The organism is Thiomonas delicata (genome assembly GCF_900088825.1).
GTDB classification, from domain to species: domain Bacteria; phylum Pseudomonadota; class Gammaproteobacteria; order Burkholderiales; family Burkholderiaceae_C; genus Thiomonas_A; species Thiomonas_A delicata.
On the sequence record NZ_LT592171.1, the window covers coordinates 1,353,771 to 1,370,652 of the forward strand.

Annotated in this window: 13 protein-coding genes, 2 pseudogenes and 1 CRISPR repeat array; of the genes and pseudogenes, 3 read left to right on the forward strand and 12 right to left on the reverse strand. The window is 61.7% G+C overall.

The window, feature by feature from the left end; genetic code table 11:
* The first annotated feature begins 253 nt into the window (after positions 1–253).
* From THIARS_RS15915 to THIARS_RS15925, 3 genes are read left to right on the forward strand one after another with little or no spacing between them, the layout of a single operon-like run.
* Complete coding sequence (locus THIARS_RS15915) at positions 254–1,039, forward strand: dioxygenase family protein (RefSeq protein WP_094161748.1); 786 nt, start codon at positions 254–256, stop codon at positions 1,037–1,039.
* A gap of 46 nt (positions 1,040–1,085) precedes the next feature.
* Positions 1,086–1,808 (forward strand): esterase, encoded by a 723-nt coding sequence (gene ypfH / locus THIARS_RS15920; RefSeq protein WP_094161749.1) that lies wholly within the window; start codon positions 1,086–1,088, stop codon positions 1,806–1,808.
* A gap of 51 nt (positions 1,809–1,859) precedes the next feature.
* Positions 1,860–2,270: a DoxX family protein gene (locus tag THIARS_RS15925; RefSeq protein WP_094161750.1), complete on the forward strand. Its 411-nt coding sequence runs from the start codon at positions 1,860–1,862 to the stop codon at positions 2,268–2,270.
* 33 nt (positions 2,271–2,303) lie between these two features.
* On the opposite strand, the pseudogene THIARS_RS15930 reads toward THIARS_RS15925, so the two are convergent.
* From THIARS_RS15930 to THIARS_RS15985, 12 genes and pseudogenes are all read right to left on the reverse strand, one after another.
* Positions 2,304–2,552 (reverse strand): annotated as a pseudogene (locus THIARS_RS15930) (SDR family oxidoreductase); the annotation flags it as partial.
* 3 nt (positions 2,553–2,555) lie between these two features.
* Positions 2,556–5,890: a CRISPR direct-repeat array (repeat unit 37 nt; unit sequence GTTTCAATCCACGCCCGGGTTTTAAGCCGGGCGAGAC).
* A 177-nt stretch (positions 5,891–6,067) separates the two neighbouring features.
* Positions 6,068–6,358: a CRISPR-associated endonuclease Cas2 gene (cas2, locus tag THIARS_RS15935; RefSeq protein WP_094161751.1), complete on the reverse strand. Its 291-nt coding sequence runs from the start codon at positions 6,356–6,358 to the stop codon at positions 6,068–6,070.
* Between the two features lie 16 nt (positions 6,359–6,374).
* Positions 6,375–7,409, reverse strand: a complete 1,035-nt coding sequence (cas1c, locus tag THIARS_RS15940; protein WP_094161752.1) for a type I-C CRISPR-associated endonuclease Cas1c — start codon at positions 7,407–7,409, stop codon at positions 6,375–6,377.
* A complete protein-coding gene (gene cas4 / locus THIARS_RS15945; protein WP_094161753.1) occupies positions 7,409–8,044 on the reverse strand; it encodes a CRISPR-associated protein Cas4 in 636 nt (211 codons plus the stop codon). Before cas4 ends, cas1c begins: the two co-directional genes overlap by 1 nt.
* A complete protein-coding gene (locus tag THIARS_RS15950) occupies positions 8,045–8,287 on the reverse strand; it encodes a type II toxin-antitoxin system HicA family toxin (RefSeq protein ID WP_094161754.1) in 243 nt (80 codons plus the stop codon).
* Complete coding sequence (locus tag THIARS_RS15955; RefSeq protein WP_094161755.1) at positions 8,284–8,490, reverse strand: 2-oxoisovalerate dehydrogenase; 207 nt, start codon at positions 8,488–8,490, stop codon at positions 8,284–8,286. The genes THIARS_RS15950 and THIARS_RS15955 overlap by 4 nt, the downstream gene beginning before the upstream one ends.
* A gap of 19 nt (positions 8,491–8,509) precedes the next feature.
* A complete protein-coding gene (gene cas7c / locus THIARS_RS15960) occupies positions 8,510–9,478 on the reverse strand; it encodes a type I-C CRISPR-associated protein Cas7/Csd2 (protein WP_094161756.1) in 969 nt (322 codons plus the stop codon).
* Between the two features lie 2 nt (positions 9,479–9,480).
* Positions 9,481–11,205: a type I-C CRISPR-associated protein Cas8c/Csd1 gene (gene cas8c / locus THIARS_RS15965; protein ID WP_094161757.1), complete on the reverse strand. Its 1,725-nt coding sequence runs from the start codon at positions 11,203–11,205 to the stop codon at positions 9,481–9,483.
* A complete protein-coding gene (gene cas5c / locus THIARS_RS15970) occupies positions 11,202–11,867 on the reverse strand; it encodes a type I-C CRISPR-associated protein Cas5c (RefSeq protein WP_094161758.1) in 666 nt (221 codons plus the stop codon). The genes cas8c and cas5c overlap by 4 nt, the downstream gene beginning before the upstream one ends.
* An 8-nt stretch (positions 11,868–11,875) precedes the next feature.
* Positions 11,876–14,080: a CRISPR-associated endonuclease Cas3'' gene (locus THIARS_RS15975; RefSeq protein ID WP_245845950.1), complete on the reverse strand. Its 2,205-nt coding sequence runs from the start codon at positions 14,078–14,080 to the stop codon at positions 11,876–11,878.
* Positions 14,081–14,536: 456 nt separating this feature from the next.
* Positions 14,537–16,618: an EAL domain-containing protein gene (locus THIARS_RS15980; RefSeq protein WP_186436716.1), complete on the reverse strand. Its 2,082-nt coding sequence runs from the start codon at positions 16,616–16,618 to the stop codon at positions 14,537–14,539.
* A gap of 55 nt (positions 16,619–16,673) precedes the next feature.
* Positions 16,674–16,868: pseudogene (locus THIARS_RS15985) on the reverse strand (response regulator); the annotation flags it as partial.
* Positions 16,869–16,882 lie beyond the last annotated feature (14 nt).

Here is a 16,882-nt window from a genome sequence, read left to right on the forward strand (position 1 = left end):
CCGAGGCCGCCATGGCGCGCATGACGCGATCCGGTGCCCAGCTCGTCACCGTGTTCGCCTTCGGTTGTGAGCTGCAGGCCGACTGGAAAGAATCGAGTGCGGACCCCATGTTCGAGTCATTCATCGACAATCTTCCCGAAGATGGTTTCGTCGTCCAAGGATTCTGGGACAACGCAAACACACGCGAATCCCGGATCCGTTCGGAACCGTGTAGATTCAAACCCGGATGTGAACGGTCAACGAGAACAACACAATGTCGCACATGCCCTCCCTGTTCGTCTCCCATGGCTCTCCCATGCTGCCGCTGGAGCCTGGCACTGCGGGCCCCATGCTGAAGGCCCTGGGCCGAGAGCTGCCACAGCCGGCGGCCATCCTCGCTTTCTCGCCGCACTGGATGGCCCGCGTTCCTACCGTCGGTTCAAGCCCAAAACCCGCGACCATCCACGATTTCGGCGGCTTCGATCCGGCCTTGCGCGAACTGCGCTATCCGGCAGTCGGCAACCCCGAGCTCGCCCAGCGTGCGGCCAGTTTGCTGCAAGCTGCCGGCTGGCCCGCCGCTTTAGACCCAGGTCGGGGGCTGGACCATGGCGTGTGGGTGCCGCTGCGCTTCATGTTCCCGAAGGCGGATGTTCCAGTGGTTCCACTGGCCATGCCTTGGCCCCTGGACGCCGACGGGGCTTACAAGCTTGGTCAGGCACTGGCTCCCTTGGCGGACGACGGTGTGCTGTTGTTCGGCACCGGCAGTCTGACCCACAACCTGCACGAATTTCATCCCGGGGCGGCGGCCGACGAACCGCCAGAGCCTTATGTCCTGGAATTCGTCGACTGGATGCGTGACGCTATCGACCGTGGCGCGATCGCCTCCTTGCTCGATTACCGCCGCCAAGCTCCGCATGCCATCCGCGCGCATCCGCGCGACGAACATCTACTGCCGCTGTTCTGGGCACTCGGTACGGTCGGCAAACCGGCCAAGCCGCAGCACAAGACCGGCGGGGTGCATTACGGCATGCTGAGCATGGATGCTTGGGTGTTGGCCTGAAGGCCGCCGCGCGGCCACCTCCTGATGCCTCGACGAGAACCGAACCATGCCCGCATCCATCATCGTTGCCCAGCCCGAAGGCCATGCCGAACAACTCATGCTGCTGTTCCACGGCGTGGGCGCCGACGCCCAGGACCTGGTACCGCTCGGCCAGCAGTTGGCTGCGGCGTTTCCCAGGGCCTGGATCGTCAGCGTGCAGGCTCCCGAACGCTCCGACTTCGGCCAAGGCTACCAATGGTTTTCCGTGAACGGCGTGACCGAAGCCAACCGCGCCGGGCGCGTCGCGCTGGCGTTGCCCGCATTCCTGGAAGTCGTGCGTCACTGGCAAAACCTTGCACATGTCGGCGTCGGGCAGACGGCTCTCATCGGGTTCTCGCAAGGCGCCATCATGGCGCTGGAGTCGACACGCGATCGAACTCCCGTCGCCGGGCGCGTGGTGTCTATCGCCGGGCGCTTTGCCCAGTTGCCGCGCGAACGGGCCGCGGGCACGACACTGCACTTCCTGCATGGCAAGAACGACACGGTAATGCCATACGCCCTCACGGTGACAGCAGCCAAGCATCTGGTCGCCCTCGGCGGGGACGTGACGGCGGATGTGCTGCCATTCCTCGGCCATGGCATCAACGCGGAACTGGTCGATCTGCTGATCGAACGTCTCAAAGGCTATGTGCCGCGCAGCCTATGGCAGGCCGCGCTTGCCGCAGACCCTGGAAGCAAGGGCAGCCAGCATCGAACCGTTTCACGGGCGCCTGACGATCCAGGACCCTAGCTCCAACTCGCGCTCGCGCGAGTATCACCCTCACATCCATCGGAGTTCATCATGATCAAACAATCAACCGCACCCTATGCCGCTCTGCTCTTGCGCGTAAGCCTGGGCATCATGTTCCTGGCTCATGTGGGGCTCAAGATCTTTGTTTTCACCGTTCCGGGTTTCGTGGGGTATTTTGCTTCGCTCGGACTGCCCGCGATTCTGGCTTATGCGGTCATCGCGCTGGAATTGCTCGGTGGCATTGCCCTTATCCTGGGCATCTACGCATCTTGGGTCGCCATCCCCCTGGCGCTGGAGATGCTCGGCACGATTGTTCTCGTGCATGGCGCCAATGGCTGGCTGTTCACCAACAAGGGCGGGGGCTGGGAATATCCCGCATTCTGGTCGGTGGGCCTGATCACCCTGTTCTTGCTGGGCGACGGCGCCATGGCGCTCAAATCCAGTTCAAGAAAAGATATATAGCCTCATCGGCGCGCTTGGACGCTTCGACGAGGCTCAGGTCTGTGCCAGCGGGCCGTACCAGTACGCTGCGGTTACGCCGCCATCCATCAGAAAATCGCTGCCTGTGATGAATGCACCGTCAGGTCCCATCAAAAGGGCTCCGACGGCGCCCACTTCATCCGGTGTACCAGCGCGGCCGGCCGGGCAATTTTCAATCATGCGCCGATAACCTTCGCCGCGCGGACCGTTCAACTCGTCCTTGGCGATCGGCGTGATGATGATGCCCGGGCTGATGTTGGCGACCGTGTTTCAATCCACGCCCGGGTTTTAAGCCGGGCGAGACGGTGTAGGTTTAGCGAGCAGAGTTAACGGAAAAAGTTTCAATCCACGCCCGGGTTTTAAGCCGGGCGAGACCACAATAAACACGCACTGATTCTGTGGGGGGTCGGTTTCAATCCACGCCCGGGTTTTAAGCCGGGCGAGACACAGTAACTGCAAGCGTGGCGCCTCCCGCAAACACGTTTCAATCCACGCCCGGGTTTTAAGCCGGGCGAGACTCCTGTATTGCCGAACTCGGGTGCTGTCCAGGTAGTTTCAATCCACGCCCGGGTTTTAAGCCGGGCGAGACATAGGCCAGATCGGAGATCTGCTGCTGCAGCATCTGGTTTCAATCCACGCCCGGGTTTTAAGCCGGGCGAGACCTGCTGGAGTTCTACAACCCCAGGTCGGCGGCGAGTTGTTTCAATCCACGCCCGGGTTTTAAGCCGGGCGAGACGCCAGATGCTTGAAGTCAACCTCACCGCCGCACTTGTTTCAATCCACGCCCGGGTTTTAAGCCGGGCGAGACCAGGTCGGCTTTTAGGCTATCGGTGCGCCAGTAGAGTTTCAATCCACGCCCGGGTTTTAAGCCGGGCGAGACGTTCGCCCAAGCAGGTAAGCCGCTCACGACGGTCAGTTTCAATCCACGCCCGGGTTTTAAGCCGGGCGAGACTCTGGCGGCACGGAATTTCACCGAAACCGCGAGCCGTTTCAATCCACGCCCGGGTTTTAAGCCGGGCGAGACGTAGATCTTGCTCGGCGACAGGCGGTACTCATCCCAGTTTCAATCCACGCCCGGGTTTTAAGCCGGGCGAGACATCGAGACTTGCATTTCAGACATGGATTGCCTCGGTTTCAATCCACGCCCGGGTTTTAAGCCGGGCGAGACGAAGTGATTGCCGAGTGCGCGCAGGACCTGCTCACGTTTCAATCCACGCCCGGGTTTTAAGCCGGGCGAGACATCCGCTGTCGAACGTGGCCGCCATCAACCAGATGTTTCAATCCACGCCCGGGTTTTAAGCCGGGCGAGACTTGCGACGGCCATGTCAGCTCACCCAGGGACAGACGTTTCAATCCACGCCCGGGTTTTAAGCCGGGCGAGACGTTTTGCGTGGTCGACATAATGGTGCTCCGGAAAAGTTTCAATCCACGCCCGGGTTTTAAGCCGGGCGAGACGATTGCGGCCATGCGGCCATTGCTTCTATTGCGATGTTTCAATCCACGCCCGGGTTTTAAGCCGGGCGAGACGTAACCTGAGAACTCAATCCAGCAACGCTCGTCTGTTTCAATCCACGCCCGGGTTTTAAGCCGGGCGAGACAGCGCCCAGAACGCCAGGCGATCATGCCGACTCGAGTTTCAATCCACGCCCGGGTTTTAAGCCGGGCGAGACTACGCGACCGGCTACGTCGATTACAGGGCCTTCGTGTTTCAATCCACGCCCGGGTTTTAAGCCGGGCGAGACGGGACATCAAACGCAGCCTCCGCCTCCATGTAGCGTTTCAATCCACGCCCGGGTTTTAAGCCGGGCGAGACGTCTCTGGTCCGTTGATGGTCAGGGGGTGTACTGGTTTCAATCCACGCCCGGGTTTTAAGCCGGGCGAGACTGCGCAACTGGATTTCCAGCGTCACCGTGGTGGTGTTTCAATCCACGCCCGGGTTTTAAGCCGGGCGAGACCGACGCCGACGCGGCAGTGGAAGGTCGACGCTGCGGTTTCAATCCACGCCCGGGTTTTAAGCCGGGCGAGACCCTGCACCAGCGGGCGCGACGACGCTGCCTATCACGTTTCAATCCACGCCCGGGTTTTAAGCCGGGCGAGACCTGCCACCGAAACCCGCACTCATCACGCCAGCCGGTTTCAATCCACGCCCGGGTTTTAAGCCGGGCGAGACAACAGCAGCCAGGTTGCGTACATCAGAGCCAGGTAGTTTCAATCCACGCCCGGGTTTTAAGCCGGGCGAGACAGGATGCTGCTCTGGTTGCCGTAGCTGAAGTTCTGTTTCAATCCACGCCCGGGTTTTAAGCCGGGCGAGACTCGACGGGCGTAGACACGAGGTCCGAAACCTCGTGTTTCAATCCACGCCCGGGTTTTAAGCCGGGCGAGACTTTGCCTGATCTGTCGAGGATGCCAGCTTCAGCGGTTTCAATCCACGCCCGGGTTTTAAGCCGGGCGAGACTGTCACCGGCTACGGCGTGGCGCTGCGTGCGCGAGGTTTCAATCCACGCCCGGGTTTTAAGCCGGGCGAGACGCACCGTAGAAATTGCGCTGCTGGATGGCCGCATAGTTTCAATCCACGCCCGGGTTTTAAGCCGGGCGAGACGTCGCTGTTGAACAGAATCCGCGTGCCGCTGGTGCTGTTTCAATCCACGCCCGGGTTTTAAGCCGGGCGAGACACACAAGGCTCTGGGCCTCCCCTAGTCAATAGGAGTTTCAATCCACGCCCGGGTTTTAAGCCGGGCGAGACGCTGCTCTCGCATCACGAATTCCGCGCGATTCGAGTTTCAATCCACGCCCGGGTTTTAAGCCGGGCGAGACTTTGCATGGTTAATCCTCTGTGGCCTCGTTGCTGTGTTTCAATCCACGCCCGGGTTTTAAGCCGGGCGAGACGTGACCGACCTGCAGACGTGGCGTGCGTCACGCAAAGTTTCAATCCACGCCCGGGTTTTAAGCCGGGCGAGACCGAACAGACACGGTTTAGCAATTGGTTTGGACCAGTTTCAATCCACGCCCGGGTTTTAAGCCGGGCGAGACGCCTGATTCCGTGCGGGCGCTGCCTGTATTGCGATGTTTCAATCCACGCCCGGGTTTTAAGCCGGGCGAGACGTGGAACCTTCGGCCCCCACGACGCCGTCGGCCACGTTTCAATCCACGCCCGGGTTTTAAGCCGGGCGAGACAGCCGCATCAGCAACGGTCACGCCGACGTCGGATGGTTTCAATCCACGCCCGGGTTTTAAGCCGGGCGAGACCGCGCAAATGGCTCGCCGCGAAGCTACGGCCGAAGTTTCAATCCACGCCCGGGTTTTAAGCCGGGCGAGACAAAAGGTCTATCAGCGCATTGATGGCCGACCCGAGGTTTCAATCCACGCCCGGGTTTTAAGCCGGGCGAGACATGCCCGTCGAACTGCCTGATCTGTCGCCCGGCATGTTTCAATCCACGCCCGGGTTTTAAGCCGGGCGAGACGCGGCATGTCGCGATTAATCAGCGAGCGTGATCTGTTTCAATCCACGCCCGGGTTTTAAGCCGGGCGAGACGTTGATCTCCCGGACTGGCCAGACGCAGATTCGGTTTCAATCCACGCCCGGGTTTTAAGCCGGGCGAGACTCCACTTGCGCAATGCATTGCTGCACAAAGGAGTTGTTCTGCATTTCCGCGAACCGGGTTCTCCGCGCCGGAAGACCCGGATTCACAGGCAAGAAAAATTCATCAAATTGTGAAAGATCAAGGATTTGCGTGATGCGCGAACCGGCCGGAATTTCGGCTTTGCTCGGGGTTCGCGGGCTACACGACAAGCGGGCCGTTGAAATCGATGGAACGGAAGGTGCCATATTGCTTGATGCGCATGTCGATCGGTTCGGTGATGCGGTAGAAGCGCAGATTATCTTCGTCCAGCTTGATTTCGGCGAGCAGTTCGCGTTCAAGGGCTTCGTATTCCATGGCGTCGACCTGACATTCGAACACGGATTTCTGCACGCGTTGCCCCACTCTTTCGCAGGCCTTGGCCACGCGCCGTAGACGCTTGCGGCCTGCGGCCGTTTCGGTCGAGACGTCATAGGTCACGATGATGAGCATGGCGTCTTGCGGTCGATTACCGGGCCAGATAAGGCAGGTAACCGTCCATCTCGCCGCGGATGGTGCGCGCGAGCAGGCGAGCCTGGACGAAGGGCAGGAGTCCGATGGGCATTTTGGTTTCCAGTAGCGGGTGGGTCACCTCCTCCTGCTTGCGCTCCTGCCAGGCGGCAACGACCTTGCGCCGGCCTTTGTCGGACAGCAGCACGGCGCCGCCTTCGTGCCGGTCGAAGTCGTCAGCGCTGATCTGGCCGCGGTTGATGAGTGTCAGCGCCAGCCGGTCTGCGAGCACGGAGCGGAATTCCTCTTGCAAATCGAGTGCAAGTGCGGCGCGGCCGGGCCGCACGGCGTGCAGGAAACCGAGTTGGGGATCGAGCCCGACGGCTTCCAGCGCCGAGCGGCAGTCATTCATCAGCATGGCATAGAGAAATGACAGCAGCGCATTGAACCGGTCGAGCGGAGGGCGTCGGGTGCGGCCATCCAGCCGGAAGTCTGCGCGCATGGCGGGCTTGACGATGCGGTTCAGCGCCTCGAAGTAGCCGCGCGCAGCCTCGCCCTCGACGCCGCGCAGGACGTCAAGGGTCTGAGCTTCGGCGGCGGCGCGCAGCGAGGCGGCAAGGTTGTCGGCAGCCCTGGTGAGATGGGCGGATTCGTCGCCATCGGCGCTTTCGCGCGCCCCGCGTTGCACGACGCTGCGGCTGTTCTTGATCTTTCCGGCGACGCACTCGCGCGCCAATTCGAAGGTGATGGCTGCGTCGCCTGCGGCATGGTGCTGGGCCTGGCGGAGCAGGATATTGCCCGATACGGCGCCCTCGAGCCGCGCCTTGAAACGGCCGGAATCATCCAGCAAAACGAGGGACTTGCCCTCATCGGCCAGGCGGTGCATCAGCGCAGGCGACACCATGACGTTGCCAAAGCACACCAGGCTGCCGACATGGTGCAGCGGCACCTGGAGCTTTTTCTCGTGCTCTACATCCACGCGCAGGGTGGCGTTGTCGATGTGGACATAGGCCAGCGGGGTCATCACGTACAGGGTGTTTTGCAGCGTCAGCATCAGCCCTCCGGATCGAACAGATGCGCGCGCAGTTCGTACTGGATTCGCATGGCGGTCAGCGCCTCGGGTTGGCAGATGTCCTTGAGCGAGCACTCCCGGCAGCGTGCATCGAACATGGGAGGCGGCAGGACCACTGCACTCAGCATGGCGCGGATGGCCTCGGCCGTTTCAATCACCAGTTCGCGCAGGGCGGGCGTGATGGCGACTTCGCGCCGCCGGTGGCTGCTGGCGTGGTAGATGGCGCCGTACGGCACGGAGCGGCCCAGCATGTCTTCCAGGCACATGGCCTGGGCGGCGAGTTGGATGTCGTCATGGGTTTTTTGGCGCTTGCGGCCGTGCTTGAACTCCACGGGGAACACCGTGCCGTCGGGATGGAATTCGACGAGATCGGCCTTGCCGATCAGTCCCAGACGATCCGACCACAAAGGCAGGCTGCGCTCGACTTTCACGCCGGCCTTGATCTCGTAGCCCGGCGCGTCCACCAGCCTATGCACGGCATTGCCGCGCGCCGTGTGAATGTTGTCCTCGAATGCCTGCTCCAGGTGGATCAACCCGCATTGCCGCGGGCAGTACGCCCAGTGCTGCAGGGCGGACAGGGGCACTGGATCGGCGGCGGCGTTCACATCCCGGCGCATTCAGTCGAACAGGCGCTCGAGCAGTGCATCGCGGCTGAGGCCGTGGTGCACTGCCACGGCATCGAGCACAGCGGCTAGCGTGCCGATGCGCAACGGATCATGCCGGGGCACGGTGATGTGATGCTCCCCGCGCGCGGTGCTGGTCAGCCGCATGTGGCTACCGGTCTGCCGTGTGACGTGGTAGCCAAGCCGGTCCAGGCGCTTGACCAGATCCGATCCGGACAGATCACGCGGCAGCCTCATACGGCCAGCATCTCTTCACGCGTGATGTGCAGGCGGATGATGCTGGGACGCTTGTCATCGTCGAAATGGCAATGCACCGCGTCGCGCACTTGCGCGTGCAGGGATTCGAGGTCGTCGGCCTCGGTCAAGATGTCCACGCCGACGGCGCGCGCGACATAGCCGCCCTCAGGCGCTTGCTCGACGATGAAATGGATTTCAGACATGTGGGGCTCCCGCTGAACGTCAGGCCAGGCGCTGCAGCGCGACGCCGTTGCCGAGCGACTGTTCGCTTCCCGCACCGATGGAGTTTCCGTCGAAGAGTACCGCGTAATCGTCGAAACTGCGCGGCACGTCCACGCTTTCGGCACGCATAATCTTGATGCGTTCGAACAGTGCGTGCGCGGGAGCGTTGCCCAGCTCCGAATCGTGCCTGAACACATACAGTCCGCGAGTAGACATTTCACCGCGCGCAGCGGAGCGGTCGTGCTCGAACATCTGCGCGAGTGCTTGCCAAAGCAATGCCAGATCGTCTTCGCCGAAGCCGGTTTGCTTGGCGAGGAAACTCGACACAAAACCATGTGCCATGTAAAGACCGTAAGGGACAGTGTGCTTGCGGCCCATGGTGCGGTTGTCGCCACTCTGCTTTTCCGCCTCGGCCTCGGTCGTCACCGCCATGCGGGTGATCGAGTGCTCTTGCGCAACGATGGGGTCGACAGACCGCGCGAAGGTGAGTTGCACCGGGCCGCGCACTTGGCCGCAGTTGACCTCAGTGGACATGACCGCGCCAAAGGTGCGCACGTCGAAGAAGTTCTGGCACATCCAGTCGCGGGCCTTGTTCACGTCATCACCACTGCCTTTGCGCTTTTTCTCCTTGATGGCTTTTTTCTCGGAAGCCTCGTCTGGAACGGGCTCGAGGTTTTCAGCGTCCAGCTTGAGCGCGGAGTAGGCGCGCTGGTTCTGCTGGTTGAGGATGGATTTTTCGCGCACGTAAATCTCGAAGCGTTTCTCACCCGGCTGGGGGTCGCGTAAATCTTGCTCTTTGGTCATCGCGACGAAGTTGCGCACCTTGCGCTTCAAGGCCACGTCGGTCACCAGCCCATGCCCGGTTTCGGCATCCAGGCGCGGCAGGTTGCCAGCGTCCGGGTCGCCGTTGGGATTGCCGTCCTTCACGTCGAACAGCAACACGAAGTCATAGCGATTGCTCAGGCTCATTGTTATTCCTCCGGGGTGGATTTGGTGAAGAAGCTTTGCCGTTGCTGGTAGTAACCGAGTGCGAAGCGCGCCTGATCGGGCAAGGCAAGGTGACGCGGCGGGAAGGTTGTGGCATCGAAGCCATTCATGATCTCGCCGATCAATCTTTCGCGGTTGACGGCGAGGCCCGCGTTCAGCTTGCCGAGGTGGTGCTTGCTCAGACGCAGCAGGGTCGGAAACACCGCAGCCGGCGTACTCGACGCCGCACCGTAATAGCGGTCGCGGATGGTGGCGTTCAGTCCAGGGCTGGCGTCCTCCTGGATTTTTTCCAGTGCGGCGAACAGCCGCCCGAGCCGATAAGCCGGGTTGGTGTTGGTCGGGTCGAGCATGGGCGTGAACTCCTTCTCTGCGCTGTTGCGAAAGCGAATGAAGCGGTTGAGGCTGGCCTTGATGGCAGCGGCGCGGGCATAGGTGGGTTTTTGCTCGGCGCGGCAGCGCGCCACGGCCAAATTGAGCAGCGTGGCCGGATAAGGCAGCCCTTCGAGAATGGCGCGCATGACTTCGCCGCCCAGGTTGGGCGGGATGTTGTCGGCCTTGTTCAGCAGGGCCAACCCAGTGAGCAACCGGAACAGCGAGAGATGCTCGGGATCATGCGGCGCACGGGCAACAGCGATATCGTCGAAGTGCTGAGCGATGCGTTTCGCCAGTTCCGCCGCCGTCGAGGTTTCCCAGAAGCGAATGCTGATGCGCGCGGCATTGGGTGCCAGGCCCAGCACATGAAAACGAGTGTTCGGTCCGCCGACGCTGAACTGCCCCGACGCCACGGACGCGTACAGCGACTTGATCGCATCGGTGTTCCTGTCCGGGCTGTCCTTGGGCGGTTCGCCGAACAGGTCGGGCATGGCGGTTTCCAGCGTGTGCGACTCCTCGGCCCAGAACACGGTGGAGGTATCGCCGACCTGGATGCGCTGACGCGAATCACGCGCCAACAGATGATTCAAGGCCGTGGTGTAGGCGAACACGGCGGCTTTGCCCAGCGGCGCGTTGGCGCCTTGCGCCTTGCCATAGGAGTTGAAGGCGTCGAGGTTGAACGACACGATGTTGGCGCCCGAAGTCTGGGCTCCCCAGACGCCCTTGATCGCAGGATGCAGCCGCTCGATGGCAGCGGGCGCACCGCTGACCAGACACACGCCATCTGACGCGTCTTCGGCCTGATGGGCGGTTGCCGCGACCACGGCGGGGCGTTGGCAAACCAGTTCCACGTCCCCGTGCAGACGAAAACTGATGACCGGGTTGCTGGCTTGAATATCGGCCAGTGCCGGAAAAGTGGCAAGCCATTCCAGGCGAAACGTGTCGAGAAACGCCAGCACGGCCAGAATGCCATCATCTTGGCGCACGTCTTCCGGCAGCGCCTCAATGCGGGCGCGAAATGCCGCGTGCTGTTCGGCGACGCGCTCGGGATTGCCGCGCGTGTCAATGCCCAGCACATATTCCGCCGTGTCCCACAGAAGGTTCGCCGCTACGCCGGAAGTTTTCTTCACGCCTTGCGGCACCAGAAAGCGTTGGCCGATTTTCTTCTTGCCCACCGCGCTGCGCGTGTCGGCAAGGTTCAGCAGCTTGCCGCCAATGTCGATTTCCAGAACGAAAGGGATCTCCTTGTCTTCCAGCCCGAATGCGGGCAGACGCTTGGCCGGATCAGGGTCGGCCTGCTTGCGCCGGTAGTAGGCATCGAGCGCTTGCAAAATCACCCCCGCACCTCCGCGCTGTTCCAGGCGGGAATCTGCACCATGCCTTGCTCCATGCGCGCACGGAAAAAGCGCGGTTGCGGATCGGTCGCATTGGAGAAGTCCAGATCGTGGAGCATGAAACCCAGGTCGCGGGTTTCATCGATCGGCCGGGGTTCAGCGTCGAGATCGACGACAAGCCGAAAACCCGCCGCGAACTCGCGCGTGCCGAGGTAAGGCTGGTTGACGCATTGACCTTTGGACGCCCGGCGCTCGAACATCTCGTGATATTTCGCAGCGCGGGCCTCGGGATCGCGCGCGGGCAGGAATTCCAGATCGGCGTGCACGCGGTAGGCCACGTCGCGCAGGAACAGCCCAGCGCGTTGCTGCCGGTCGTCCTCGATGTAAAGGGCGAGATCCCCCTGGCCATTCTTCATCGCGGTCTCGACATTGCGTGCAGAGACCACGCTCGCCACCTCATTGCGCCGCAGATTGATCCAGCGGATAGGCTTGAGGATCTCGATGCGGCGTACATGCCACCGGATCGCCGGTTTCCAAAGAATCGCCTCGAAACAGGCACGCGCGGCAGATGGAGTCATCACGTCATAGCTCACCCGTTCGACCTTCATTTCCGGGCGTGTGAAGCAGGCCCAGGGGCCGAAAAGTTCCAGGCAGTGGGTTTTCATGGGCTCCCTCATGCGATGCAACCGGGGTTGACTGGGATTCCCTCGGGGTTGAGGCCAAGTGTAGGGTCGTAGAGCCAGTCGCCCACCTGCACAAACAATCCTGGCATGATTTCCTCGATGTCGCCTTGCCGGAGTAATTGCAGAGCCTGGATCCGATGCAGGTTGACGGTGTAGCGCTGCAGCTTGCGCATCAGCCAGCGTTCAGGACCCTCTTTGCGCAGCGTATTGAGCCACTTGCCAATGTTGTCGTCCAGGCCATCTTTGCCAAGATAACGCACGATGATAGGAGCACTGTCCTCGTCCTCGATCAGCCTGAAATTCTCGGCAGCGGTACGGAAGTTGACGGCCAGCTCAAAACCGTCGAGGGTGTTGCCGGCCATGCACAAGTCGCCGCAGATGCTCTTTTTGTCGAGTTCGCAGGCGTGGTATAGGCGTTCGAAATAGCTGGCGAAGCGTTCGCGCGCGAGCGGCTGCTCGGTGACGCCGTACAGGACGTCGCGACAAGCGTCCTCGCCGCGACGCAGAAGTCCAGGCGGAGCGGGTGTGGGAGGCACGAAGACAACGACTTCGCCTTTGTTAGTCAGCCTGCCTTCGCGGTTGCAGCGCCCTGCCGCCTGGGCGATGGAGTCGAGTCCGGCGAGCGCTCGAAACACCACAGGGAAATCAACGTCTACGCCGGCTTCGACCAGTTGAGTACTGACCACACGCGTGGGCATGCCGGCTTTCAGCCGCGCTTTGATGTCCCCGATGACCTGCGAGCGGTGCGCGCCGCACATCAACGCAGAAAGATGCAGCGTGCCCTCGGGCATTTTCTTCCAGAGTTCGCGCGCGTCTTGGCGGCGGTTGACGATGGCGAGTACCGAGTCGTGCCGGGCAAGTTCCTGCGCCAGTTGTGGCCAATCGGTGGACGCTTGCCAATCCACAGGCAGGCGCACATGCACGCGTTCCAGCGCACGGTAGAACGCATCGGGGTCATCGATGATTTCGCGCACGTTGTCCAGGCCGCGCAGGTTCTGGTGCGCGTCGAAATAGGCACGCGTGCTCAAAGCGGGCTGGGTGGCGGTAGACAGCACCACGCTCACGCCGTAGTGCCGCGTCAGCAGATTGAGTACATCGAGCATGGGCTGCAGGAATTCCGGCGGCAGCAATTGCGCTTCGTCGAGCATGACGACGCTGTCTACCAGATTGTGCAATTTGCGGCAGCGCGAGGTACGCGTGGCAAATAAGGACTCGAAGAACTGCACATTGGTGGTGACGACGACGGGTGCGTCCCAATTTTCGCAGGCCAAGCGCGAGGCGTGGTTTTCCCGCTCAGGGTCGGATTCGGCGTTGCTGTGGTGCTCGATCACCGCTTCGCCAAAAATGCCGCGAAAAATGTCTGCGGTTTGCTCGATGATGCTGGTGTAGGGGATGACATGGATCACCCGGCGCTTGCCGTGCGCGCGGGCGTGTTCCAGCGCGAAGGCCATGCCCGAGAGCGTCTTGCCACCGCCGGTGGGCACCGTGAGTGAAAACAGCCCGGGGACGGCAGCAGCCTTTTCCCGGCACTGACGCAGAATGTCGGCGCGCAGGGCGTTGACGGGAGTGGCGGGCGCGGTGGCAGCCAGCTTGGCCATGTGGGCATCGAACAGGGGTATGAGTTCGGACAGCGCGGGCCACTGATTGCGCCGCGCGAAATTGTCCGGGTCCATGTAGCGCTCGGTATCAAGAAAATCCGCATCGACCAGCGCCGAGAAAAGCATGCGCACCCACAGCGCAAAACCATTCTTGCCGCCAGGAACCGCGCGCAAATCAGGCTTGAAATCGCCGGCGTCGAGCAATTCGGCCGGCGGGCGTGCAGCCAAAGACTCCAACAGCTCCGCGCGGCTGTCGGCACTTGCAAGACGCACCTCCAAGCCACCGAACCAATCCGCCAGACCGGCATGATGCCCGGCGACGAGGTAGGCCAGCACACGGCCTGCATTGCCAAACCCAGCTTGTTTGAAATGATCGCAAGCGAGCACCGCGCCTGCAGTCGAATGGGGCGCCTTGCCGGCTTCGCCCTTGATATGGGCATCGGTCTCGAAGCCGCTAGCCTGACGGATATAGCGTTGGAAACGGGGTCGATATTTGCCGAGATCATGCCAGCGTCCTGCAAGTTGAGCCCAGTCAGCGCCAAAGGTCTTGGCAAAACACGCAGCCAGTGCCGCTACTGCAGTCAAATGATCCGCCAACTCATGGGGAGCACGCCAATTGCCGAATGCGTCCTTTGCTGCGTGGGCAATCGGTCTAGGCTGTTCGTCCTGCTGATTTTTGTATCCTGACATCGGTCATCATCCGGTTGAACGAGGGCAAGTTTGGGTCGCGGGACGCGACCACGGCTGTCGCCATCGCTGCCTCCCGAGGAAGCAGTCAGGTTAGGTACGCCTGCGGCGCACGTCGACGCAAAAACCAGCACATTATGGGGGAGTTTTCGTCGCACCCGCCGCGGCCCAAGCCTCTATTTATCTCGGGAGGCCGCGGCACATCGCGCCCATCATCTCGGCGGAACGCTACTTCAACCTTGTCTCGCGCTCGATGACTTTTGGCGCGAGTTTCGGTTATGAATACCTGCAACCTGTCGAAGGCTTTTTTGCCAGTCTTCGTCGTCACGTACTGCACTGCGAGCCCCGCGCAATTCGCGCGCACGCTCAGTCATCGTGGTCGCCCGCTGCAAGCTTTCCCTCTTCGGCGAGCGCGTTGATGACAGCACGGCGCGTCAAACGGTACATCCTGCCTGCTGACCCGTGCATAGCAACGGAATGGTTCCGGTCCAGAAGCTGCTGCAAGGAAGAAGTCGCCGGGGCCTTGCGCTCGATGAAACGTTGAACTCGGCACGGAGCGCGCACGAATTCCTCGATGAGCTGAGGCCAAGGGTCGAGCGCCTTCAGTTCGCGGTCCCAAAGCAGGTAGCCGGCCAGGGCGCCCCAGGCTGTCCTCGGGTTCAGGGGATCCACCTCGGGGCGAAAGCTGCATGCCCAGGCGGCGATGTCCTCGGCTGGCATCGGGCGTGCGATCCCGTAGCCTTGCCCGCTGTCCGCGCCCATGATCAGCGCGGCCTCAATGAGACCTGGATTCTCCAGGCCCTCCACGGTCACCAATGCGCCGAGCTCGTGCGCGAGTTGCGTCAGGTAGTAGATGAATCCGAAGGCGCGGTGCGGATGCTTGCGCGCGGCGCGGCGCACAAGCCCTTGGTCAATCTTCACCTCGTCGAAGGGCATGCTGTCCATGCGCAGCAGCGAGCTGTGCCCAGCGCCAAGATCGTCCTGGATCAGGCGAATACCCAGCAGCTTGAGGTTGTGCAGGAAGGTATCCCGGTTGTTCTGGTCCTTGAATTCCGGCGATTCCAGGATTTCCAATTCGATCAACTCGGTATCGGTCCCCGTCTGCTCGAGCGTGCGAAACAGCGCCTCGTGGTACTCGGGGTCGCCAATGCCCTGCGGTGGAAAGTTCAGCGACACCGAAAGCTTCTGGCCCTGTGAATGCCAGCTTCGCAAGTCCCTGCAGATTTGCGCGATGCCGAATTCGAACAGCCGCAGCAGGTCTCGGTTCCCCAGTGTGGGCAGGAATGCGGCAGGCGGGATAAGTGAACCATCCGCGTCCACTAGCCTTCCCAGCGCCTCGACCTTCTTCAGTTTGCCCGATCGCAAATCGATGATGGGTTGGTACAGCAGGACCATGCGATCAGCCTCGATCAATCGACTGAAATGGCGCCGTCGATCATGCGGGATTACATTACCCTGGACGTGGCGAAGCGCCGCCAGGCTGAATGTCTGCTGAATGTGTTGCAGGAACAGTAGCCGGCCATGTGCCCGGAAGAATCCCGGCCACCTGCTGTAGATGCTGAGCAGTGCAAAGGTCTGGCCTGCCTCATCGACAAGGGGAATGGCAACGCTGGAGCGAAAGCCCAGGCTGGCACCAAGCTGTCTCCATGGCTCGACGGATGGATCGAGCATGTAGGCGTCAGCGGAGACAACCTGCCCAGTCTTCCACGCACGTGTCGCGGGATCTGCGTCATCACCAGCCGCGTCATGCAGAATTCGGATGGCCGGGGCGGCCCCCGCGCGGAACGCGTTGATATGCGTCTGGGCCATCGAGCCGTCGAGGGCTTCGACCTCGAGGACCCCTTGCGGGCCAAGGCGCCCCACGTTGGCTGCCAGGACGCCGTCGACCGAGCAAATCGCCTTGAGCACGTCCTGGTACAGGTCGGTGGTGCTACGTGCCAGAAGAGCTGCTTGCTGGATCTCGGCCAGCACCAGCGCCAATTCCGTATCGATCTGCTGATATCCAACGCTCTGGGCCTGCAAGTCGACCATCAATCGTCGGTCCAGCAGCCGTTGCAGACTACGCTGATCCGCCAGCGGGAGAGCCAGTAGCGCACCATGCAGGGCCTGCTGATACAGATTGTAGGCGTCGATCAGCCACATCATGTCGACCCCTACCAAGCCATGGACTCGGCCTACCGCCTTCGCATGGGCTCGATGCGCCGGTTCCTCGAGTTCCGGATCCAACAGCATCAGCAGGTGAGACGTCTGCCGGGCTTGCAGGTGCCGGAATTCGTCAGGGGTCAGCAGCGCGAGCAGCGATTGCGTCTCCTGCGCCTGCATCAGCGAATCGTAGAAGCGTGCTGCAAATGTGCGCGTGATCTCCGACGCCTGCAAGTGAAAAGCACGCAACAACGGAACCACGGCGGGCCCGTAGATCTCTTCGGCGAATAGTTGGGGAAGAACCATGATGGTAAAGTTAGGAGGCAAACCTCCTTGCCCACATTGCAGGAGTCCGGGGTTATCAGCCTGCGCCTGGAGCACCTTGCAACAACGTGGCCTGCAGGGCAGCCGCGAGTTCGTCACCCACGAATTTCGCCACGTAACCTTCGGCGCCAACGCGTCGAGCGTGCTCTTCATTGGCTTGGCCTGTTAGCGACGAGTGGATGACCACTGGTATGCCCTTCAGTCGATCATCCTCCTTAATCTTGCGCGTCATCTGCCATATGCAGA

What these genes read in the sequence shown, in the direction of transcription:
- THIARS_RS15950 (WP_094161754.1), bottom strand. Translation starts at nt 8,287, where the DNA reads ATGAGGCTGCCGCGTGATCTGTCCGGATCGGATCTGGTCAAGCGCCTG.
- cas2 (WP_094161751.1), bottom strand. Translation starts at nt 6,358, where the DNA reads ATGCTCATCATCGTGACCTATGACGTCTCGACCGAAACGGCCGCAGGC.
- THIARS_RS15955 (WP_094161755.1), bottom strand. Translation starts at nt 8,490, where the DNA reads ATGTCTGAAATCCATTTCATCGTCGAGCAAGCGCCTGAGGGCGGCTAT.
- cas4 (WP_094161753.1), bottom strand. Translation starts at nt 8,044, where the DNA reads ATGCGCCGGGATGTGAACGCCGCCGCCGATCCAGTGCCCCTGTCCGCC.
- cas5c (WP_094161758.1), bottom strand. Translation starts at nt 11,867, where the DNA reads ATGAAAACCCACTGCCTGGAACTTTTCGGCCCCTGGGCCTGCTTCACA.
- THIARS_RS15980 (WP_186436716.1), bottom strand. Translation starts at nt 16,618, where the DNA reads ATGGTTCTTCCCCAACTATTCGCCGAAGAGATCTACGGGCCCGCCGTG.
- THIARS_RS15915 (WP_094161748.1), top strand. Translation starts at nt 254, where the DNA reads ATGTCGCACATGCCCTCCCTGTTCGTCTCCCATGGCTCTCCCATGCTG.
- THIARS_RS15925 (WP_094161750.1), top strand. Translation starts at nt 1,860, where the DNA reads ATGATCAAACAATCAACCGCACCCTATGCCGCTCTGCTCTTGCGCGTA.
- cas7c (WP_094161756.1), bottom strand. Translation starts at nt 9,478, where the DNA reads ATGAGCCTGAGCAATCGCTATGACTTCGTGTTGCTGTTCGACGTGAAG.
- cas1c (WP_094161752.1), bottom strand. Translation starts at nt 7,409, where the DNA reads ATGCTGACGCTGCAAAACACCCTGTACGTGATGACCCCGCTGGCCTAT.
- ypfH (WP_094161749.1), top strand. Translation starts at nt 1,086, where the DNA reads ATGCCCGCATCCATCATCGTTGCCCAGCCCGAAGGCCATGCCGAACAA.